The 20,248-nt window shown below is 67.1% G+C and carries 19 protein-coding genes; 10 read left to right on the top strand and 9 right to left on the bottom strand.

Annotation, left to right across the window (positions count from 1 at the left end):
* Positions 1-57: 57 nt before the first annotated feature.
* From KUV65_RS04640 to KUV65_RS04620, 5 genes are all read right to left on the bottom strand, one after another.
* Complete coding sequence (locus tag KUV65_RS04640; RefSeq protein ID WP_222187985.1) at positions 58-387, bottom strand: antibiotic biosynthesis monooxygenase family protein; 330 nt, start codon at positions 385-387, stop codon at positions 58-60.
* 33 nt (positions 388-420) lie between these two features.
* The gene (locus KUV65_RS04635) at positions 421-1,206 is read right to left on the bottom strand and encodes a heme ABC transporter ATP-binding protein (RefSeq protein ID WP_222187983.1); all 786 of its coding nucleotides are present in this window, start codon (positions 1,204-1,206) and stop codon (positions 421-423) included.
* A 4-nt stretch (positions 1,207-1,210) separates the two neighbouring features.
* Complete coding sequence (locus KUV65_RS04630; RefSeq protein ID WP_374107054.1) at positions 1,211-2,275, bottom strand: FecCD family ABC transporter permease; 1,065 nt, start codon at positions 2,273-2,275, stop codon at positions 1,211-1,213.
* A 20-nt stretch (positions 2,276-2,295) separates the two neighbouring features.
* Positions 2,296-3,144 (bottom strand): heme/hemin ABC transporter substrate-binding protein, encoded by an 849-nt coding sequence (locus tag KUV65_RS04625; RefSeq protein WP_222187981.1) that lies wholly within the window; start codon positions 3,142-3,144, stop codon positions 2,296-2,298.
* Between the two features lie 272 nt (positions 3,145-3,416).
* The gene (locus tag KUV65_RS04620) at positions 3,417-4,334 is read right to left on the bottom strand and encodes a sugar kinase (RefSeq protein WP_222187979.1); all 918 of its coding nucleotides are present in this window, start codon (positions 4,332-4,334) and stop codon (positions 3,417-3,419) included.
* Positions 4,335-4,502: 168 nt separating this feature from the next.
* Between KUV65_RS04620 and KUV65_RS04615 the strand changes: the two genes are divergently transcribed.
* Positions 4,503-5,066: a hypothetical protein gene (locus KUV65_RS04615; protein WP_222187977.1), complete on the top strand. Its 564-nt coding sequence runs from the start codon at positions 4,503-4,505 to the stop codon at positions 5,064-5,066.
* A 4-nt stretch (positions 5,067-5,070) separates the two neighbouring features.
* Here the strand turns inward: KUV65_RS04615 and KUV65_RS04610 are convergent, their stop codons facing one another.
* Together KUV65_RS04610 and KUV65_RS04605 are read right to left on the bottom strand one after the other, a co-directional pair.
* On the bottom strand, positions 5,071-5,643 hold the full coding sequence (locus KUV65_RS04610) for a UbiX family flavin prenyltransferase (RefSeq protein ID WP_222187974.1): 573 nt from the start codon (positions 5,641-5,643) through the stop codon (positions 5,071-5,073).
* Positions 5,640-7,145, bottom strand: coding sequence for a UbiD family decarboxylase (locus tag KUV65_RS04605; protein ID WP_222187972.1), 1,506 nt, complete (start codon positions 7,143-7,145; stop codon positions 5,640-5,642). The genes KUV65_RS04610 and KUV65_RS04605 overlap by 4 nt, the downstream gene beginning before the upstream one ends.
* A gap of 145 nt (positions 7,146-7,290) precedes the next feature.
* Here KUV65_RS04605 and ubiT point away from each other — a divergent pair, with 145 nt between their 5' ends.
* From ubiT to ubiV, 3 genes are read left to right on the top strand one after another with little or no spacing between them, the layout of a single operon-like run.
* A complete protein-coding gene (ubiT, locus tag KUV65_RS04600) occupies positions 7,291-7,833 on the top strand; it encodes a ubiquinone anaerobic biosynthesis accessory factor UbiT (protein ID WP_308124517.1) in 543 nt (180 codons plus the stop codon).
* The gene (gene ubiU, locus KUV65_RS04595; protein ID WP_222189605.1) at positions 7,833-8,810 is read left to right on the top strand and encodes a ubiquinone anaerobic biosynthesis protein UbiU; all 978 of its coding nucleotides are present in this window, start codon (positions 7,833-7,835) and stop codon (positions 8,808-8,810) included. The genes ubiT and ubiU overlap by 1 nt, the downstream gene beginning before the upstream one ends.
* 4 nt (positions 8,811-8,814) lie before the next feature.
* Positions 8,815-9,717: a ubiquinone anaerobic biosynthesis protein UbiV gene (ubiV, locus tag KUV65_RS04590; protein WP_222187970.1), complete on the top strand. Its 903-nt coding sequence runs from the start codon at positions 8,815-8,817 to the stop codon at positions 9,715-9,717.
* Here ubiV and KUV65_RS04585 read toward each other — a convergent pair.
* A complete protein-coding gene (locus tag KUV65_RS04585; RefSeq protein WP_222187968.1) occupies positions 9,714-10,673 on the bottom strand; it encodes a hydrogen peroxide-inducible genes activator in 960 nt (319 codons plus the stop codon). The two genes, ubiV and KUV65_RS04585, sit on opposite strands and share 4 nt — an antisense overlap.
* Before the next feature lie 124 nt (positions 10,674-10,797).
* Here KUV65_RS04585 and katG point away from each other — a divergent pair, with 124 nt between their 5' ends.
* A complete protein-coding gene (katG, locus tag KUV65_RS04580; protein ID WP_222187966.1) occupies positions 10,798-12,987 on the top strand; it encodes a catalase/peroxidase HPI in 2,190 nt (729 codons plus the stop codon).
* A gap of 129 nt (positions 12,988-13,116) precedes the next feature.
* Entirely contained in the window at positions 13,117-13,872 is a 756-nt protein-coding gene (locus KUV65_RS04575) for a FadR/GntR family transcriptional regulator (protein ID WP_222187964.1), read from the top strand.
* Positions 13,873-13,880: 8 nt separating this feature from the next.
* Here KUV65_RS04575 and KUV65_RS04570 read toward each other — a convergent pair whose 3' ends face one another.
* Positions 13,881-14,606, bottom strand: coding sequence for a DUF1028 domain-containing protein (locus KUV65_RS04570; protein WP_222187958.1), 726 nt, complete (start codon positions 14,604-14,606; stop codon positions 13,881-13,883).
* A gap of 105 nt (positions 14,607-14,711) precedes the next feature.
* Between KUV65_RS04570 and KUV65_RS04565 the strand changes: the two genes are divergently transcribed.
* The 4 genes from KUV65_RS04565 (at position 14,712) to KUV65_RS04550 (ending at position 20,231) form a co-directional block, all read left to right on the top strand.
* Complete coding sequence (locus tag KUV65_RS04565; protein ID WP_222187957.1) at positions 14,712-16,289, top strand: ABC transporter substrate-binding protein; 1,578 nt, start codon at positions 14,712-14,714, stop codon at positions 16,287-16,289.
* A 158-nt stretch (positions 16,290-16,447) separates the two neighbouring features.
* A complete protein-coding gene (locus tag KUV65_RS04560; protein WP_222187956.1) occupies positions 16,448-17,395 on the top strand; it encodes an ABC transporter permease in 948 nt (315 codons plus the stop codon).
* Positions 17,392-19,272, top strand: a complete 1,881-nt coding sequence (locus tag KUV65_RS04555; protein WP_222187955.1) for a dipeptide/oligopeptide/nickel ABC transporter permease/ATP-binding protein — start codon at positions 17,392-17,394, stop codon at positions 19,270-19,272. Before KUV65_RS04560 ends, KUV65_RS04555 begins: the two co-directional genes overlap by 4 nt.
* Positions 19,269-20,231, top strand: coding sequence for an ABC transporter ATP-binding protein (locus tag KUV65_RS04550; protein WP_222187954.1), 963 nt, complete (start codon positions 19,269-19,271; stop codon positions 20,229-20,231). The genes KUV65_RS04555 and KUV65_RS04550 overlap by 4 nt, the downstream gene beginning before the upstream one ends.
* Positions 20,232-20,248: the final 17 nt, after the last annotated feature.

Here is a 20,248-nt window from a genome sequence, read left to right as displayed (position 1 = left end):
AACCGCCGCGCTCCTTTCGGACCGCGGCGGTTTTTTCTGCTCGATTTTGGTTCGGGATCAGGCGGCGGCGTCGCGCGCGATGTGCTGGATCGCCGAAAAGCCCTCGAAACTCGGGCTGCCCTCGTGCAGTTTCGAGGTGGTGCCGGCATTGGCATGGGCCTTGCGGAACTCCTCGGACCGGGTCCAGGCGCGGAAGACCTCTTCGTTTTCCCACACCGTGTGCGAGGCATAGAGGATGGTGCCATCCTCCTTTTCCGGGCCCTTGAGCATGTGGAACTCGACGAAGCCCTCCATGTCTTTCAGGTGGCTGTCGCGGCCGAGCCACAGCGCCTCGAAGGCGTCGGCATTTTCGCTGCGCACTGTGAAGCGGTTCATGGCGAGATACATGGGGTCGTTTCCTTTCACTGTCTTGAAACTGGGTCAGCCCGCCCGGCGGGCCATGTGGGGCAAGAGGAACGTCGCAGCCTCGCCCGGCGTCGCGTTCACGCGCAGCTGGCAGCCATAGGCGTGGCTGAGGGCCGCATCGGTCAGGACAGCGGCGGGGGAACCCTGCGCCATCACGCGCCCGCCCGCAAGCATGGCGACCGATTGCGCGTAGATCGCGGTCAGGTTCAGGTCATGCATGACGGCCACGACGCCGCCGCCCTGCGCGGCGTAATCGGCCATCAGGTCCATCACCTCCAGCTGGTGCCCGATGTCGAGGCTCGACACCGGTTCATCGAGAAAAAGCCAGCGCGGCCCGTCATGCCCGACCGGGTGCCAGACCTGCGTCAGGACGCGGGCCAGTTGCACGCGCTGCTGCTCGCCGCCCGACAATTCCTGGTAATAGCGCCCCTCGAACCCGGCCAGCCCGACACGCTCCAGCGCTTCCGAGGCGCGATGCGGCGGGGCGGGGTCGGCGGCGGCCATCTGGCCAAGGCGCACGATCTCCAGCACCGTGAAGGGAAAGGCGATGCGGCTGGCCTGCGGCAGCACCCCGCGCCGCGTGGCCAGGTGCCAGCCGGGCATCTGCGCGATGTCGTCCCCGTCCAGCCGGATGTCCCCCTCGTAGGGCAGATCCTGCGTCATGGCGCGCAGAAGCGTCGTCTTGCCCGACCCGTTGGGGCCCACGATGCAGGTGACCTCGCCGGGCTGCGCGGTCAGGTCGACGCCGTGCAGCACGGGGCTCGCGCCCAGGTTCACCCGGATGTTCTTGGCGCTCAGCATGATGTCACACGTCCAGAAGGCTGCGGTTGCGCAGCAGGATCCACAGGAAGAACGGCCCGCCCAGCGTGGCCGTGACGATCCCGATGGGCAGTTCCGCCGGCGCTACGACACTGCGCGAGATCATGTCGGCCAGGATCAGCAGGCTCGCCCCCAGAAGCGCGGCATTGGGCAGCAGGAAACGGTGATCCGGCCCGATCACAAGGCGCAGCAGGTGCGGCACGACGATCCCGATGAAGCCGATGCCCCCCGAAACCGCCACCGCTGCCCCGGTCGCCGCGGCCACCATCAGGACGGCGATATTCTTCATTTTCTGCACCGGGATGCCCAGATGCGCCGCCGGTCCTTCGCCCAAGGCCAGCCCGTTCAAGGCACGCGCAAGAAAGGGCGAGGCCGCCAGCGCCAGCCCGATCAGCGGACCTGCGACCAGCAGCTTGTCCCATGTCGCCCCCGCCAGCGATCCCAGCCCCCAGAAGGTCAGGTCGCGCAGTTGGGCGTCATCGGCCAGGTAGATCAGGATACCCGACAGTGCGCCCGCGAGCGCGGCAATGGCGATCCCGCCGAGCAGCATGACCGCGACCGAGGTTCGCCCCCGCGTCGTGGACAAACGGTAGAGCAGCAGCGTGGTGCCCCATCCGCCCAGAAAGGCCGATACCGGCACGAGGTAGAAACCAAGGCTCTCCGAAACGGCCAGGGGCAACAGCCCGCCCAGCACGATGGCCCCGATGGCCCCAAGCCCGGCCCCGGCGCTGACGCCGACAAGCCCCGGATCGGCCAACGGGTTGCGGAACAGGCCCTGCATCACGGCCCCCGACACGGCCAGCGCCGCGCCCACAAGAATGCCGAGGCCGAGGCGCGGCAAGCGAATGTCGAGCAGGATCACCGCGTCGCGAGCCGCGATCTCCTCCCCCCGCAGAAGGTTGGAGAGCGCGTCCCACAGGCTGGTGCCGGACGCCCCGGTGCCGAGGCTCAGGACCGAGGTGACGAGCAAGAGCAGGCTCAGCGCCACCATGGCCTGCGCACCCCGCCGGCAGCGGTCGCCGGGCAGGGCGATACGAGCTTGTGCCGTCATGGCCTGCGACATCGCCAAGGTCAGCTCCCGGTGGTCTGGAACGCGTCGGCCAGCGCGCGCACCGCCTCGGGCGTGCGCGGGCCGAACCCCAGAAGGCGCGTCCCCGGCTGGCGGACGATGCGCCCGGCCTCGACCGCCGGGGTGTGGCGGAGGACCGGGTGGGCGCGCATGGCGTCATCGCCCATGGCGTGATCCCCGGTCCGGTCCATCATCAGGATCACGTCGGGTGCTGCCAGCAACACCGCTTCGTCGCTGATCTGCTGGTAGCCGCTGAACCCCTCCAGCGCGTTCACGCCACCGGCCAGTTCGATGATCCCCTGCGCCGCCGTGCTGGCCCCTGCGGCCATGATCCGTCCGCCCTGCATCGACAGGATGAACAGCACGCGCGGCGGGGTGTCTGTGCGGGCGGCCTCGACCGCTGCCGCCAGCTCCACCTCGACGTGGTCGGCAAGGGCTGCGCCGTCCTCGGACAGGCCAAGCGCCTCGGCCACGGTCTCGATCTTGGCGCGGATCGCGGGCATGTCGTAGCCTTCCGGCACCGTCACAAGCGGGACCGAGGCGCTGTCCAGCACCTCCAGCGTTTCGGGCGGGCCGCTGCCTTCGATGGCGATGATCAGGCCGGGATCGAGCGACAGGACCCCCTCGGGCGACAGGGCGCGGACATATCCGACATCGGGCAAGGCCAGCGCCGCCTCGGGCCAGGTTGAGGTCGTGTCGCGCCCCACCAGCCGGTCGCCCGCCCCAAGCGCATAGACGATCTCGGTCACCGATCCGCCAAGCGAGATGATGCGCCCGCGATCTTCCTGGGACTGCACCGGCCCCGGGAACATCATGAGGACAAGCGCGATGACGGCAAGAAGCGCGGACAATCCGCCGTGGCAATGTCCGGGCGTCAGGCGGAAGGCAAAGGAAAACGGGCGTGAAACCATGGCTTGGGCGATCTCTCGGCGAAGGGTGTCGGGGATCGCTGGCTCTGCAAGGGGGCAGGGCTGGCCAATGCGCGCGGCATTAGTTGATCGAATTAGTCGGAAAATGGATCGCGCGCAAGTGGGCACGCGCCCAAGGCCCGCCGTTCCGCGCATGCTTGCCCATGAAATGGACGGCGTACACAGTCCTGCACCAAACCGTGAGTAATGGGGGCTCAGCCCGCCATGATGGCACCGGGATGCCTGATGACCTCGGCTGCAAGCTCATGCCCGGCGGCCATGGCGCTGACCTCGTCCTGCCCGCGGGCAAGCGCGGCGAGATAGGCCGCGTTGAAACTGTCGCCGGCGGCGGTGGAATCGACCACCTCGACCGGGCTGCCAGCCGGTAGCGTCTGGCCGGTGGCAAGGTCGATCGGCCCCTGGTCGCCGCGTTTCAACGCCCCGCGCGTCGCGCCCAGGGTGTGCAGATGCGCCAGAACGGCGGCGCTGCCATCAAGGCCGGAGAGACGTTCTTCGTCGTCGAGCGAGGGCAGGGCGATATCGGCAAGCTGCCACATCCGGGTGTTGGCCGCTACAGCGGCCTCGGGGCTGTCCCACAGGCGGGGGCGGTAGTTGCTGTCATAGGCCAAGGTGCCGCCCAAGCGGGTGAACTGCTCGGCCCAGTCGAACAGGCGCGCGCGGGTGTGTTCGGGCAGAATGGCCAGCGTGATGCCGCTCAGGTAGACCAAGTCGAACCCGTCCAGTGCGGAAGGGCCAATCTCGCACGGCTCCTCGAACAGGCTCCGCGCCGCCGAGGTGGAGCGCCAATAGCTGAAACTGCGCTCGCCCCTGGCATCCGTGTCGATGGCATAGAGCCCCGGCATCATGCCAACCCGCCGTTCGACAAGGTCGCTTTCCACGCCTTGTCCGCGCAGCGCGTCCATGATCCGGTCGGAATAGGGATCATCGCCCAAGGCGGTCACGTAGCTCACATGAACGCCGCTGCCGCGCAGCGCCCGCACCAGGTAGACCGCCGTGTTGTAGGTGTCGCCCGCGACACCGATCCGGGCCGTGCCATCCGCGCGCGCGATCAACTCGATCATCACCTCGCCCACGCAGGCGATGCGGCGGATGGGGCGTTTGGGATCTGGCATGGCGGCCTCCTCTGGCGGGTCGTCTCGAAAGGGGTAAACGGGTTCCTCCATGTGTGAAACGACGAAAGGGCCATCACGTTCCCGTTTGGGGGATAGTCCTTGATTGACCTGCGCAGGGGGGACGGGGTTTCCTGACCCGGGACGGGAACGTGGCAAAGGGTGAAGCGCATGGGAAGACAGCTATTGGCCGTGGCCCTGGTGGTCCTGAGCGGCACGGGCATGGCAGCGGCGCAGATGGGGCATGGCGGCGGAATGCACCGGCATGGCGCGGGCGGCATGATGGCCCATGACGAGGTCACGATGCCCGGCCTGCGTGGCCTTGATGCCACGCCCGAGGAAAGCGCCGAGATGGCCGTCCTTTTCCGCAACTTCCAGAGCCTCAGCCGCGAGGTCGAAACGCTGCCCAACGGCATCCGCACCGTGACACGCGCCGCGGACCCGGAGGTGATGGACGTGCTTGTGCGCCACGTGGTCGGCATGATCGCCCGTGTCGACGAGGGGCGCGACCCTCAGGTCTTCATCCAGTCACCGACGCTGGACATCTTCTTCGCGCGCCCCGAGGTGATCGAAACGGAGATCGAGATCACCGAAGCCGGGATCGTCGTCACCCAGACCAGCACCGACCCCGAGATGGTGGCGGCCCTGCACATCCATGCGGTCGAAGTGACCGACATGGTGGATCGCGGCATGGCGGCGGTGCATGACCGCATGATGCGCCAGCAGGGGAACTGAACGCTTAGTCCGACCCGGCCCAGGCCTTCGCGACCGGTGGCGCGACGGCCAGCAGGTCCACCGCGCGCCCCGCGATCTGGCGGGCGATCTCGGACACGGTGGCATGGGGCAGGTAGAAGGGCGGGACGGGCGGCAGCACGATGGCCCCCATCTCGGTCACCGAGGTCATGTTGCGCAGGTGGGCCAGCGTCAGCGGGGCTTCCCGCGCCAGCAGGACCAGCCGACGCCGTTCCTTCAGTTGCACGCTTGCCGCGCGGGTCAGCAGGTTGTCGTCCAGCCCATGGGCGATGGCCGCCAGCGACCGCATGGAGCAGGGCGCCACGATCATGCCCGAGACGGGGACCGAGCCCGAGGCGATATCCGCCCCGATATTGCCGATTGCGTGGCAGCGGGTGGCCATGGCGCGCAACTCTCCGAACGCGTCGGGCCCGATCTCCTCGGTCAGGGTGCGTTCGGCGGCGGTGCTGGCCACGAGGTCGATCTCGGCCCCGATGCTGCGCAGGTGCCGCGCGGCCTCCAGCGCCAGAACGGCGCCCGACGCGCCGGCAACGCCCAGGATGATGCGCGCCGGGGTCATGCCGCCCCCCGCAGCCGCAGGCGCGTGACCAGGTCCTCGGCGAAAGCGGCATCCTCGGGCGCGGTTTTCATCACCGTCCCCCAGTCGCGCGTCGTCTCGGCCTCGATCTTGGTGGTGGCGTCGATCCCCATCTTGCCCGCCAGCCCCGGCTGCGGCGAGGCGAAGTCGAGGTAATCCATGGGCGAGTTTTCCAGCAGCATCAAATCGCGGCCCGGGTCCATCCGGGTCGCCAGCGCCCATGCGACATCGTCCCAGTTCTTCGGGTCGATATCGTCATCCACCACGATCACCATCTTGGTGTAGCTGAACTGCGGCAGCATCCCCCACAGCCCCATCATCACGCGCCGGGCTTGCCCGGGGTAGCGCTTGTCGATGGACACAACCGCGATGCGGTAGGAGCACGCGGCGGGCGGCAGCCAGAGGTCGCGGATCTCGGGGATCTGGGCGCGCATCGTGGGCAGTGCGAGGCGGTTGAACACCTCGCCGATGATGGCGGGCTCATCCGGCGGGCGGCCCGTGTAGGTGGACAGGTAAAGCGGATCGCGCCGGTGGGTGATGGCGGTGATCTCAACCACCGGGAAGGGCTCGGCCTTGTTGTAGTAGCCGGTATGATCGCCGAACGGCCCCTCGGGCGCGGTCTCGGTCTGCGACACCCAGCCTTCCAGCACGATCTCGGCCTCGGCGGGCACCATCAGCGGCACCGTCTTGGCGGGCACGAAGCGCGGGCGAGATCCGTTCAGGGCGCCCGCGAAGGTCAGCTCCGACACGGTCTCGGGCAGGGGCAGGGCGGCGGACAGCAGGCTGGCGGGATCAGACCCCAAGACGAGGGCCACCGGCGTCTTTTCGCCCGCCCGCCCCCATGTCCGGTGATGGGCGGCCCCGCCGCGATGTTGCAGCCACCGCATGATGACGCGATTTTTCCCGATCACCTGCACCCGGTAGATGCCGGCGTTATAGCGGTTCAGATCGCCCGGCGCGCTGTCTTGCGGGCGCGTGACGACGATGGGCCATGTGATCAGCGGCCCGGCATCGCCCGGCCAATGGGTCTGCACCGGGATGCGCGAGAGGTCCACGTCCGCGCCCTCGACCACCTCGTCCTGCACCGGCGCGCTTTTCACCGTCTTGGGCCGGGTCGAGAGCGCCGCTTTCAGCATCGGCCAGCGCGACAGCGCGTCACTGATCCCTTCGGGCGGAGTGGGCGCGCGCAGGGCGGCGAGAAACTCGCCAAGCCCGTCGATCCCGTCCAGCCCCATGCCAAGGCCCGCCGCCACGCGGTCCGTCGTGCCGAACAGGTTGGTGACGACCGGCATGTCGAGGCGCGTCGCCCCGTCCACCGGCGCATCGAAGCGCAGGACCGGGCCGCAATCCTCCAAGACACGGCGGTGCACGGCGGTCATGCGATGGCGGATCGGCACAGGCTCCGCGATGCGGGCCAACTGGTCGGTGGCTGCGCACCAGTCAAGGAAGCTGCGCAGGGTCGGAAAGGGGGGCAGGTTTCGCAACGGAGGGGCCTTCGATCGAATGCGTGGCTCTCCGCCTAGCAGCAAAAAACCTGCCCCGATTTGATGGATGTCAATTCAGGTTGACAGGTTCCGGCATAGGAAAGCCGCGTGAGCCCCCTTGTTGTCTTCGCGAAGAGGAAAACGCGTGCCTCCATCCGATGCCCCGATCCCCCGTTTCCCGCAGCCGCTCGCGCTGGGCCTGCGGGTTGCGCCGCTTCTGCCCATGTCGCTGTCGCTGACGGTCTATGCGCGGCGCATCGCGCAAAGCCATCCGGGCCTGTTCAAGCGCCTGGGCGAGTATGACAGCACGCCCTTCGTGCTGGACCCGACCGACCTGCCCATCGTGATCGAGTTGCAGCCCAACAAGGGCCGCCCCTCGGTCCGCGTGGTGCGCGGGGCCGGGCAGGGCGAGGCGCGCATCGCCGGGCCGCTGGCCGCGCTGCTCGGGCTGGTTCACGGGGCCTATGACGGCGACGCGCTGTTCTTCTCGCGCGATCTCGTGATCGAGGGCGACACCTCGGCCGCCTTGGCGCTGCGCAACGCCGTCGATGATGCCGAACTGGACCTGTCCGAGGAAATCGCCCGGCTCACCGGGCCCTTCGCCGCTCCCATCAAACAGCTGATGGCCATCGCCGAACGGCGCACCGGCGTCAGCCTCTCGCGACCCGAGGAGGTCGATCTATGGTAATGGAAATCGTCTGCCCCGCAGGCACCCCCGCCGCGCTGCGCGCCGCCGTGAAGGCCGGCGCGCATACCGTCTATTGCGGCTTCAACGATGAAACCAACGCCCGCAACTTCCCGGGCCTCAACTTCAACCGCGAGGAAATGCGCGAGGGCATCGCCTTTGCCAAATCGCACGGCGCCAAGGTGCTGGTCGCGATCAACACTTTTCCCCGCGCCGGCGGCGAGGAGATGTGGCACCGCGCCGTGGCCGATGCCGAGGCTTGCGGCGCCCATGCCGTCATCCTCGCCGATCTGGGGCTTCTGGCCTATACCGCGAAAACCCATCCCGGCCTGCGGCGTCACCTGTCAGTGCAGGCGGCGGCGGCCAATGCCGACATGATCAATTTCTACGGCACGGAATTCGGCGTGAAGCGCGTGGTGCTGCCGCGCGTCCTGTCGGTGCCGGAAATCGCTGCGATCAACAAGGAGACCGAGGTCGAGACCGAGGTCTTCGTCTTCGGCGGTCTTTGCGTCATGGCCGAGGGGCGCTGCTCGCTGTCCTCCTACGCGACGGGCCGCTCGCCCAACATGAACGGCGTGTGTTCGCCCGCGTCCCATGTCGAGTACGAGGACAACGGCGGCGTTCTGGATGCGCGTTTGGGCGGCTACACGATCCACCGCGTGGGCAAGGGCGAAAGCGCGCCTTATCCCACGCTCTGCAAGGGCTGTTTCAGCGCGGGCGAAAAGACCGGCCACCTGTTCGAAGACCCGGTCAGCCTGAACGCCGAGGCGCTGCTACCCGAGTTGCAGAAGGCCGGCGTCACCGCGCTCAAGATCGAGGGGCGGCAACGCTCGCGCTCTTACGTGGCCGAGGTGGTGCGCAATTTCCGCGCCGCCGTAGACGCGCTGGACGCGGGGCGTCCGCTGCCGACCGGCATGCTGGCGCGGCTGTCCGAGGGGCAGGCAACGACAACCGGCGCTTACAAGAAGACCTGGAGGTAAGGGCATGGAACTGACCGTCGGACCGAACCAATTCTTCTGGGAGGCCGAGCGCTGGGCGGCCCTCTATGACGATCTGGCCGCCGCGCCTGTCGATCGCGTCGTGCTGGGGGAGCTTGTCTGTTCCAAGCGGCTGCCCTTCTACCAGGATCGCATCCCGCAGGCTGTCGAGACCTTGGCGCAGGCCGGGAAAGAAGTGGTGCTGACCAGCCTCGCCCTCGTCACGCTGAAGCGCGAGCGCAAGTTGACCACCGAACTGGCCGAGGCGGGCGCCCTCGTCGAGGTGAACGACCTGACCGCGCTGGCCTACCTGCCCGAAGGCGCGCCCTTCACGGTGGGGCCACTGGTCAATGTCTATAACGAGACCACGCTGGCCTGGCTGGCCGAAAAGGGCGCGACCCGCGTCTGCCTGCCGCCGGAACTCCCGCTCAGCTCCATCGCGGTGCTGGCCAAGGCCGGGGCGGATCTGGGCGTCGCCATCGAGGTCTGGGGCCACGGCCGCGTGCCGCTGGCGATCTCGGGGCGCTGCTACCACGCGCGGATGCATGGCCGGACCAAGGACAATTGCCAATTCGCCTGCGAGGATGATCCCGACGGGCTGGACGTGCACACGATGGATGACCAGCCCTTCCTCGCCATGAACGGGGTGCAGACGCTGTCGGACAGCTACGCCTGTGCCGCGCCGCACGTGGCCGCGCTGGAAGAGGCCGGCGTGAACGCGCTGCGCCTGTCGCCGCAATCCTCGGGCTTTGCGCAGATCTGCGGCCTGTACCGCGAGTTGGTCGACGGCACGCGCGACGCACGGGCAATCACCGCCGAGATCCAGCAGGTCGAGCCGGGCCATTCGCTGTCCGACGGGTTCCTGTCGGGCGCGCGCGGCGTCGATTGGTCGGGCGCAACCCTGCACTAGGCGGGGCTGTCCCCCGGCATCTGGCCCGCCACGGGGGCGACGGGCAGGGGCGCCATGGCTGCGCGCATCTCCTCGCCCGCGTCCCGCACCAGTCCTGCCAGCTCGGTCAATTGCGGGGCCAGCGGGCTGGATTTGCGCCAGATCATCCCGATCTTGCGCGAGGGTTGCGGCCCGTCGAACCGCGCGACCGAGACCTGTGCCGCGCGGGTTTCGACCTCGACCGCCATTTCCGGGATCAGCGTCACGCCGATCCCGGCGCTGACCATCTGCACCAGCGTCGTCAATGAACTGCCATCCAGCAATTCACGCGGTGCGCTGCTGGCCATGTTGCAGAACGACAGCGCCTGGTCGCGGAAACAGTGCCCTTCCTCCAGCAGAAGCAGCCGCATCTCGCGCAGCATGTCGCGGCTGGGCACGGGTTTGTTCGCATCCGAGCCGGGACGCACCAGCACAAAATCCTCCGTGAACAGGTCCACCTCGGTCAAGGCGGGTTCCGAGACCGGAAGCGCGACAATGGCGGTATCCAGCCGCCCCTCGGACAATTCCTCGATCAGTTTCGGCGTCACCGTCTCGCGCACGCGGACATCCAGCGCGCCGTTGCCCTCGGTCAGGTGCGGGATGATGCGCGGCAGAAGATAGGGGGCGATGGTGGGAATCACCCCGATGCGCAGCCGCCCCGCCAGCCGGTTTCCCGTGCTGCGCGCCAGGTCGCTCAACTCCTCGACCCCGCGCAGGATGTCGCGAATGCGCGAGGCGACCTCCTCTCCGAATCCCGTCAGGCGGACCTGCCGCGCGCCCCGTTCGAACAGCGGCGTGCCCATCACCTCCTCCATCTCCTTGATCTGCATGGACAAGGCGGGTTGCGAGATTGCACAGGCATCGGCGGCATGCCCGAAATGGCCGTGGCGGGCCAGCGCCTCGAAATAGCGCATCTGTTTGAGGGTCAGGTTAAGCATAAGATGAACTTATCATGACAATCAGGAAATCCAACTAAAACTAATCGAATACTCATGCTAGAACGGTTCCAGAAAGTCGGGGTGCTGCGCCTCGACCCGTTCACCAACGGAAGGGAGCAAGAAGATGGATGGTAATGCCGTCGAAGGCCAATTGAATGACAGCACCCGGGGTTGCCCGGTCATGCATGGTGGGGCCACGCATCACAATTCGGACGTGATGGACTGGTGGCCGAATGCGCTGAACCTCGACATCCTGCACCAGCACGACACCAAGACGAACCCGCTGGGCCTCGATTTCGACTACCGCAAGGAGCTGGAAAAGCTCGACGTCGACGCGCTGAAGGCTGACCTGCACGCGCTGATGACCGACAGCCAGGAGTGGTGGCCGGCCGACTGGGGCCATTACGGCGGCTTCATGATCCGCATGGCGTGGCACGCCGCGGGCTCCTACCGTCTGGCCGATGGCCGTGGCGGCGGAGGCACCGGCAACCAGCGCTTCGCCCCCCTGAACTCGTGGCCGGATAACGCCAGCCTCGACAAGGCGCGTCGCCTGCTGTGGCCGATCAAGAAGAAATACGGCAACAAGATCAGCTGGGCTGACCTGCTCATTCTCGCCGGGAACGTGGCCTACGAGTCCATGGGCCTGAAGACCTTTGGCTTCGCCTTTGGCCGCGAAGACATCTGGCACCCGGAAAAAGACGTCTACTGGGGCGCCGAGAAGGAATGGCTGGCCCCCTCGGACGAGCGCTACGAGAACGTCGAAAAGCCCTCGACCATGGAAAACCCGCTGGCCGCCGTGCAGATGGGTCTGATCTACGTGAACCCCGAAGGCGTGAACGGTCAGCCCGATCCGCTGAAAACGGCCGAGCAGGTGCGCGAAACCTTCGCCCGCATGGCGATGAACGACGAGGAAACCGCGGCGCTGACCGTTGGTGGCCACACCGTCGGCAAGTGTCACGGCAATGGCGATGCCTCCGTTCTGGGCGCCGAGCCCGAAGCGGCCCCGGTCGAGCTGCAGGGCCTTGGCTGGGATAACCCGAACATGGGTGGCAAGGCGTCGAAGGCCGTGACTTCGGGCATCGAGGGCGCCTGGACGACCAACCCGACCGTGTTCGATGACGGCTATCTCAAGCTGCTCTTCGGCTACGAGTGGGAACTGCGGAAGTCGCCCGCCGGTGCCCAGCAGTGGGAGCCGATCGATATCAAGGAGGAGGACAAGCCTGTTGACGCGTCCGACCCCTCGATCCGGCACAACCCGATCATGACCGACGCCGACATGGCGATGAAGATGGACCCGGCCTATCGCGCCATCTGCGAGAAGTTCGCCGAAGACCACGAGTACTTCCGCGATTGCTTCGCCCGCGCCTGGTTCAAGCTGACCCACCGTGACATGGGCCCCAAGGCCCGTTGGTTCGGCCCCGAGGTTCCGGCAGAAGACCTGATCTGGATGGACCCGATCCCGGCCGGCACCACCGACTACGATGTCGACGCGGTGAAGGCCAAGATCGCCGATGCCGGTCTGTCGGTGGCCGAGATGATCTCGACCGCATGGGACAGCGCCCGCACCTTCCGCGGCTCGGACATGCGCGGTGGCGCCAATGGGGCCCGCATCCGTCTTGCCCCGCAGAAGGACTGGGAAGGCAACGAGCCTGCCCGCCTGCAAAAGGTCCTCTCGGTGCTGGAGCCGATCGCGGCGGAAACCGGCGCGTCCATCGCGGACGTGATCGTGCTGGCCGGTAACGTGGGTCTGGAGCAGGCCATCAAGGCGGCCGGCTTCGACGTCGCGGTGCCCTTTACCCCGGGCCGTGGCGATGCCACCGACGAGCAGACTGATGCCGACAGCTTCGAACCGCTCGAACCGCTGGCCGACGGTTTCCGCAACTGGCTGAAGGCCGACTATGTCGTCAGCCCCGAGGAAATGCTCCTCGACCGGGCGCAACTGTTGGGCCTGACCGCGCATGAGATGACCTGCCTGATGGGCGGCATGCGGGCGCTTGGCACCAACCATGGCGGCACCAAGCACGGTGTCTTCACCGACCGTGAGGGCGCGTTGACGACCGACTTCTTCGTCAACCTGACCGACATGGCTTACAAGTGGGTGCCGGCGGATAACAACCTCTACGAGATCGTCGACCGCAAGTCGGGCGACGTGAAGTGGACGGCCACCCGTGTCGACCTGGTGTTCGGCTCCAACTCGATCCTGCGGGCCTATGCCGAGGTCTATGCCCAGGACGACGCACAGGAGAAGTTCGTGAAGGACTTCGTCGCCGCCTGGACCAAGGTCATGGATGCCGACCGCTTCGACGTGAAGTGATCCGCTGAGAAGATCCCCATTGCGAACAGGGGACCGGGGCCGCGCGTCATGCGCGGCCCCTTTTCATTGCAAGGCCGCGCGCCATTCATCATGATAAATCACCCGATCCCCAGGTGACCGACGACAGCCATGACCGCCGCCTCCGCCGAAAAACCCCGCCGCTCGCGCCCCGTGCGCGTGGCCGACGCGATCAAGGACTGGGTGGTCGAGCGCAACCTGCAAAAGGGCGATCGTCTGCCGTCGGAGGCCGAGTTGATGGAACGCTTCGGCATGGCCAAGGGCACCATCCGCGAGGCGATGCGCATCCTCGAAGCCCAGGGGTTGATCGAAACCCGCACCGGCCCCGGCGGCGGCAGTTTCATCGGCGAGGTCACCGCCGACCGCGCCAAGGCTCTGCTTGCCAACTACTTCTATTTCAACGAATTATCGGTCGCGGATATCTACCAATTGCGCCGCGTGCTGGAGCCTGAACTGGCCGCCTCGCTCGCCGGTAAGCTGACCGACGACCAACTCGCCGCGCTCGAGGCCGTGGTCGCGCAATACCCCGAGCCCGCCAAGACCGCCGAGGAAGAACGCGACCAGCATGTCGCCTCGCTCGCCTTTCACCGGCGGCTGGCCAATTTCTCGACCAACCCGCTGTTGGCCTTCGTGGTCAGCTTCATGGGCCGGATCCTGACCGACCTGACCGTTTACCGGCAGCTCTACGACCCGCCCAACCCCGAACTGTACGAAAAGGGCCTCGCCTACCAGACCGACCTGATCGCCGCCCTGCGCGACGGACGGGCCGAGGATGCCCGTGCCATCATGCGCGCCCATATGGAAACCGCCGAGGCGCTGATGCAGCGGCAGGAGGCGCAGGTATTGCGCCGGTTCATCGCGGAATAGGGCAGGGGTCAGCGTTTCACGGCCGGTGAGGCCTCGACGATCGGCTCGGGCACCTCTGGCACCGCCTCGGAAGGCGGCGCGCGGTAGGGGTCGTCCAGCACCGGCACCACTTTGGTCCAGCCAAAATACGGGTCGGCATGGGCCACGCGATACAGATCGCCAAGCGCGGCCAGCGGCCGGTCGGAATGATCGATGCGCAGCGTCAGGGGCGCCGCACGGCGCGACACGACCAGCAGCGCCGCCGATTTCAGCCCGCGCGCATCGCCGCCCGCCTGCGCCGCGCCATCCAGCGCCACCAGCAGGCGCTCGGCAAAGGGGCGGTCCGCCGCCCCGAGATAGCGCGCCAGGGCGGTCTCGATCACCTCCGGCCCGGTCAGCATGTTGCCCGCGACCACGACGCCCGGCGCTTCCGTCGCATCTGCATAGGCAACGCTCTCGCCGCCGGTATGCGCGCCGGTCCCGCCCCTGGGGTCCAGCGCCGCCAATTGCCGATGCGCGCGGCCCGTGTCTGGCGCAACCATCCGCTCCACCGCATCCGAGGCCGAGGCGCCGTCCCGCATCAGGCGCAACACCCCGTCGCCCCACAGCGTCGAAGGCGCGGTGCCCTGGCTGGCCGACATGCCCGATTCGGCGTCGCCGCGCAGGACCCAACCGCCGACGCACAGGCTGCCTGTGGCCGCCGCGCCGCCCATCAGGCCTGTTTTTTCATCATATGCGAGGATCGAAATCGTCACGCGCCTGCCTCCGCTGCCATGAGCCTTGCATTTATCATGATAATTTGGCGTCATTCAATTTATCATGATCAATACGAGAATGTTTCGACAGGAGAGGTGAAGAAAATGGCTTTGTTGAACTGGACCCGCCGCGCGGTCCTCGCGGGTGGGGCCGCCGTTGCGCTTTCCCTCGCCGCGCTCTCGCCCGTGTCTGCGCAGACGCCGCCCGGTGTCCTGGTCGTGGGACAGGTGGCCGAGCCGCAGGCGCTCGACCCGCACGCGGTCACGGCGGTCAATGATTTCCGCATCCTGATGAACGTCTATGACGGGCTTGTGCGCTATGCCTCCGGCACGCTCGAGGTCGAACCGGCACTGGCCACCGACTGGGAGATTTCCGAGGACGGCACCGTCTACACCTTCAGCCTGCGCGACGGCGTCGAGTTTCACGACGGCACGCCCTTCAACGCCGAGGCCGTGGTCTTCAATTTCGAGCGGATGCTGAACGAGGATCACCCCTATCACGACACCGGCCCCTTCCCGCTGAGCTTCTTCTTCTCGGCGGTCGAAAGCGTGGAGGCCGTGGATGACATGACCGTGCGCTTCACGCTGAACGCGCCCTACGCGCCCTTCCTGTCGAACCTCGCCTATCCGACCGGCCTGATCGTCTCGCCCGCGGCGGTGATGGAGCATGGGGCCGAGTTCGGGCGCAACCCGGTCGGCACCGGGGCCTTCACCTTCGCCGAATGGCGCTCGAACGAAGCCGTGGTGGTCGAGGCGAACCCCGATTACTGGGACGGCGCGCCCGCGCTTCAGGCCGTGGTCTTCCGCCCCATCACCGACGCCAACACCCGTGTGGCCGAAATGCTGTCGGGCGGCATCGACATGATGGTCGAGGTGCCCCCGGTGGCCCTGTCCGAGTTCGAGGGCGACGCCTTCAACATCGTCGAACAGGCCGGCCCCCATGTCTGGTTCCTGATCCTCAACATGCGCGAAGGCCCGTTCACCGACCAACTCGTGCGGCAGGCGGCCAACTACGCGATCAACAAGACCGCATTGGTGGACGAGGTTCTTGAAGGCACCGCCGCCGTGGCCGCAGGCCCGACCCCGCCCGCCTTCGCCTGGGCCTATAACGAAGAGTTGGAGCCCTATCCCTACGATCCCGACCGCGCCCGCGCATTGCTGGCCGAGGCGGGCGTCGAGAACCCCGAGATCACCTTCTACGTGACCGAGGGCGGCTCTGGCATGCTCGATCCGGTCGCTATGGGCACCGCGATCCAGGCCGATCTGGAGGCCGTGGGCTTTGACGTGACCATTGAGACCTACGAGTGGAACACCTTCCTCGGCCGCGTGAACCCGGGTCTGGAGGGCGAGGCCGACATGGCCGAGATGGCGTGGATGACCAACGATCCCGACACGCTGCCCTATCTCGCCCTGCGCACCGAGGCCTGGCCCGAAAACGGCGGCTTCAACTCGGGCTACTACTCCAACCCCGAGGTCGACGCGCTCCTGGAAGAGGCCCGCACGGCCACCGATCAGGCGCGCCGCGCCGAGCTTTACCGCGAGATGCAGGTGATCGTGCAGGAAGACGCCCCGTGGGTCTTCGTCGCCAACTGGGTGCAGAACGCGGTCACCAGCGACCGGGTCGATGGCTTCGCGCTCGAGCCGTCCTTCTTCCTGCTGCTCGACGACGTGGTGAAGAACTGATCCCTTGGCCCCGGCGCGACAGGGTCGCGCCGGGGCCGACCCGGAATTCTCGAGAATTCCGTCCAGAAATTCTCGAGAATTTCTGCATGCCTGTATGCACAGGCTGTGTACGGGGTGTGTACGCCCTGTGACTCGCGTTTTTCGCCGGAAAGGGCCCGATGACCCGCTACATTCTCCGCCGCCTGCTCTCGGCCATTCCGGTCCTTCTGGGCATCTCGGTGATCGTCTTCGCGATCATGGCGATGATCCCCGGCGACCCGGCCACGGCGATCCTCGGCAGCTATGCGACGCCCGAAAACGTCGCCGCCCTGAACGAGGATCTGGGCCTCGATAAGCCCTTGGTGCAGCAGTATTTCATCTGGCTGGGCAACATGCTGCAGGGCGATTTCGGGCGCTCCTTCGCGCTGAACCGCCCCGTGCTGGACGAGGTGCTGGAACGCTTCAACGCCACGCTGGTTCTGGCCGGCACCAGCTTCGTCTTCTGCTCGGTACTCGGGATCATGGCGGGCGTGGTCTCGGCGGCCAATCAATACGGCGCGGCGGACAAGGCCATCACCTTCGTCGTCCTGCTAGGTATTTCTATTCCTTCGTTTTTTCTGGGAATGATGATGATCCTGACTTTCGCGGTGAACCTGCGCTGGTTCCCCGCCTCGGGCATGTGGCCCATCTATGGCGACCGCGATATCTGGGCGCTTCTGGATCACCTCGTCATGCCCGCTTTCGCCCTGTCGGTCGTCGCCACCGGCGTCATCGCGCGCCTCTCACGGTCCGCCATGCTGGAGGTCCTGCGGCAGGATTTTATCCGCACGGCACGGGCAAAAGGCGTTCCGGAGCGCGGGGTTATCTGGCGCCATGCGCTGCGCGCGGCCATGGTCTCGATCATCCCGGTTCTCGGCATCCAGGCAGGTTTCGTCCTGTCCGGCGCGGTCTATATCGAGGTCGTTTTCCAATGGCCCGGCATCGGGCGAATGCTGGTCGACGCGATCCTGCGGCGTGACATCCTGCTGGTGCAGGGCGGCGTGGTCATCGTCGCGGCCTGCTACGTGTTCTTCAACATCGTCGTCGATGTCGCCCAAAGCCTGCTCGACCCGAGGATCAAGACATGAGGGCGTTTCTGGGGCTGCTTGCGCGCAACCGTCTTGCGCTGGCCGGGCTGATCGTCATGGCGCTGGTGGTGTTTTTCGCCCTGATCACGCCGCTCCTGCCGCTGCCCGATCCGGATGTCACGAACACCTCCAACCGCTTCGTGCCGCCCTTTTCCGAAGGGGCTTTGCTGGGCACCGACCACCTCGGGCGCGACCTGCTCAGCCGGTTGATGTGGGGCACGCGCCTGTCGCTCGCCGTGGGCTTTGCCGCGGCGCTGATCGCGGCCACGATCGGGGCGGCCATCGGCATCATCGCGGGCTATTACGGCGGGCGCACCGACAACATCATCATGCGTGGCGTCGACATGCTGATGGCGTTTCCCTACATCCTACTCGCCTTGGCCATCGTCGCGGCCCTTGGGCCGGGCTTGCTGAACGCGCTGATCGCGGTGGCCGCCGTCAACATCCCGTTCTTCGCGCGCAACATCCGAGGCATCACCGTGGGGATTGCGAACAAGGAATTCGTCGATGCCGCGCGGCTGTCGGGCATGTCGGACGCGCGCATCATCCTGACCGAGATCCTGCCCAACGTCATTCCGGTCATCGTGATCGCCATGTCCACGACCGTTGGCTGGATGATCCTTGAAACCGCGGGCCTGAGCTTTCTCGGCCTGGGCTCGCAACCGCCGCAGGCTGATCTCGGCTCCATGCTGGGCGAGGCGCGCTCGGCGCTGATCACCAACCCGCATACCTCCATCGTGCCGGGGATGATGATCCTTGTCATCGTGATGGCGATCAACCTGTTGGGGGACGGCGTGCGCGACGCGCTGGACCCGCGCCTGAAATCCGGCGCGCTGAACCGCCCGCTGCCGGCCACGCTGGTGGCCCGCGACCGCAAGCCGGTCGAGCCGAAGCGCGAGGGCATCCTGACGCTGACCGACCTGGAGACGCAGTTTCGCGTCAAGGACCGCGTCTATCGCGCAGTGGGCGGCGTGACCCTTGGCGTGCGGCCCGGCGAATGCCTTGGCATCATCGGCGAAAGCGGGTCGGGCAAGTCGGTCACGGCGCTGTCGGTGATGGGGCTTGTCGCCTCGCCCCCCGGGATCGTTACCGGAGGGTCCGTGCATCTGGAGGGGGAGGACCTGATCGGCGCACCCTACCGCCGCTTGCGCACGCTCCGGGGCCGCAAGGTCGCCTATATCTTTCAGGATCCGCTGGCCACGCTGCACCCGCTTTACCGGATCGGCGACCAGTTGATCGAGGCGATTTCCGCGCATCGCGCCATCAGCGGGGCCGAGGGGCGCGCCAAGGCCATCGAGTTGCTGGAGGCGGTGCGCATCCCCAACGCCGCCAGCCGGATCGACAACTACCCGCACGAGTTGTCCGGGGGCATGCGCCAGCGGGTCGGCATTGCCATGGCGCTGGCCAATGACCCCGAGGTCATCATTGCCGATGAACCCACCACCGCGCTGGACGTGACCGTGCAGGCGCAGATCCTGTCGCTGCTGGACGATCTGCGGCGTGAACGGGGGCTGGCCATCGTCTTCATTACCCATGATTTCGGCGTGGTCGGGCAACTCTGCGACCGGGTCGCCGTCATGTATGCCGGCCGCATCGTCGAGGAGGGGCCGACGCGCGACATTCTCGACACGCCACGCCACCCTTATACCGCGCGCCTGATGGCCTGCGTACCCGAACTGGGCGGCGGGCGACGGCGGTTGGAGGCGATCCCGGGCCTGCCGCCTGCCGTGAACGACCTGCCGCCGGGTTGCGCCTTTGCCGAGCGCTGCACCCGCGTGCAGCCGGATTGCCGCAAGGGCGACATCGCCCTGGAGCCAAGCGGAGCCCGCGCCGTGCGGTGCCTGCATCCCGTGCCAGAACAGGAGGCCGCCGAATGACCGCCGCCCTGCGTCTCGAAGACCTGTCCAAGACCTTTCCGCTGGGGCGCAGGCTTTTCGGCCCCGAACGGCCGGGCGTGCGGGCCGTGCACCCGATCTCGCTGGAGGTCGCACCGGGGGAAACCCTTGGGATCGTGGGCGAAAGCGGATGTGGCAAGTCCACGCTGGCGCGGATGCTGGTGGGGCTGTTGGAGCCCACGACCGGCACGATCGAGATCGAGGGCGCGGCGCTCGACAATGCCGACCCGGCGGTCTTCGGCAAGCGTATCCAGTACGTGTTTCAAGACCCGATCAGCAGCCTGAACCCGCGCAAGACCATCCGTCAGATCATGGACGCGCCCTTGAAACTGTTGCACGGGATGGACCGGGCGGCGCGGGCCAAGCGGATTTCCGAGATCTTCGACATGGTCAGCCTGCGCGAGGACTTCCTCGACCGCTATCCGCACGAGTTTTCGGGCGGGCAGGCGCAGCGCATCGGCATCGCACGGGCGCTGGCCGCCGAGGCGCGCATCCTGATCCTGGATGAGCCGGTTTCGGCCCTGGATGTCTCGGTGCAGGCGCAGGTGCTGAACCTGCTGGCCGAACTCAAGGCCGAACTGGGGCTCACCTACCTGTTCATCTCCCACGACCTCGCGGTGGTCGAGGCCGTGTCGGACCGTATCGCGGTTCTGTATTTCGGGTCGCTGGTGGAACTGGGCCGGGCCGAAGACGTGTTCCGCGCCCCGCGCCATCCCTATACCAAGCTGCTGGCCGACAGCGCGCCGGTCGTGGGGCGTCCGCTGACCGCGCCCGAGGCCAGGGAAACCGAGTTGCCCGACCCGCTGAACCCGCCGACGGGTTGCGCGTTCCGTGCGCGCTGTCCCTACGCCACCGAGCGCTGCGCCAAGGAGGTGCCGCGCCTGGAAACCGGCGGCGCGGGGCAGGCGGCCGCCTGTTTCCACCCGTTGAACGGTGGCTGATCGAAGTTTTCGATTGA

The sequence above is a fragment of the Maritalea mobilis genome, assembly GCF_019800885.1.
Classification (GTDB): domain Bacteria; phylum Pseudomonadota; class Alphaproteobacteria; order Rhodobacterales; family Rhodobacteraceae; genus Roseibacterium; species Roseibacterium beibuensis.
The sequence above is the reverse complement of the archived record's forward strand: the minus strand, read 5'-3'. Positions and strand labels throughout refer to the sequence as shown.

Bases quoted from the DNA above. Each gene is read 5' to 3' on its own strand.
- KUV65_RS04640 (WP_222187985.1), bottom strand. From the start codon at position 387: ATGTATCTCGCCATGAACCGCTTCACAGTGCGCAGCGAAAATGCCGAC.
- KUV65_RS04635 (WP_222187983.1), bottom strand. From the start codon at position 1,206: ATGCTGAGCGCCAAGAACATCCGGGTGAACCTGGGCGCGAGCCCCGTG.
- KUV65_RS04630 (WP_374107054.1), bottom strand. From the start codon at position 2,275: ATGACGGCACAAGCTCGTATCGCCCTGCCCGGCGACCGCTGCCGGCGG.
- KUV65_RS04620 (WP_222187979.1), bottom strand. From the start codon at position 4,334: ATGCCAGATCCCAAACGCCCCATCCGCCGCATCGCCTGCGTGGGCGAG.
- KUV65_RS04615 (WP_222187977.1), top strand. From the start codon at position 4,503: ATGGGAAGACAGCTATTGGCCGTGGCCCTGGTGGTCCTGAGCGGCACG.
- KUV65_RS04610 (WP_222187974.1), bottom strand. From the start codon at position 5,643: ATGACCCCGGCGCGCATCATCCTGGGCGTTGCCGGCGCGTCGGGCGCC.
- ubiU (WP_222189605.1), top strand. From the start codon at position 7,833: ATGGAAATCGTCTGCCCCGCAGGCACCCCCGCCGCGCTGCGCGCCGCC.
- ubiV (WP_222187970.1), top strand. From the start codon at position 8,815: ATGGAACTGACCGTCGGACCGAACCAATTCTTCTGGGAGGCCGAGCGC.
- KUV65_RS04585 (WP_222187968.1), bottom strand. From the start codon at position 10,673: ATGCTTAACCTGACCCTCAAACAGATGCGCTATTTCGAGGCGCTGGCC.
- katG (WP_222187966.1), top strand. From the start codon at position 10,798: ATGGATGGTAATGCCGTCGAAGGCCAATTGAATGACAGCACCCGGGGT.
- KUV65_RS04575 (WP_222187964.1), top strand. From the start codon at position 13,117: ATGACCGCCGCCTCCGCCGAAAAACCCCGCCGCTCGCGCCCCGTGCGC.
- KUV65_RS04565 (WP_222187957.1), top strand. From the start codon at position 14,712: ATGGCTTTGTTGAACTGGACCCGCCGCGCGGTCCTCGCGGGTGGGGCC.
- KUV65_RS04560 (WP_222187956.1), top strand. From the start codon at position 16,448: ATGACCCGCTACATTCTCCGCCGCCTGCTCTCGGCCATTCCGGTCCTT.
- KUV65_RS04555 (WP_222187955.1), top strand. From the start codon at position 17,392: ATGAGGGCGTTTCTGGGGCTGCTTGCGCGCAACCGTCTTGCGCTGGCC.
- KUV65_RS04550 (WP_222187954.1), top strand. From the start codon at position 19,269: ATGACCGCCGCCCTGCGTCTCGAAGACCTGTCCAAGACCTTTCCGCTG.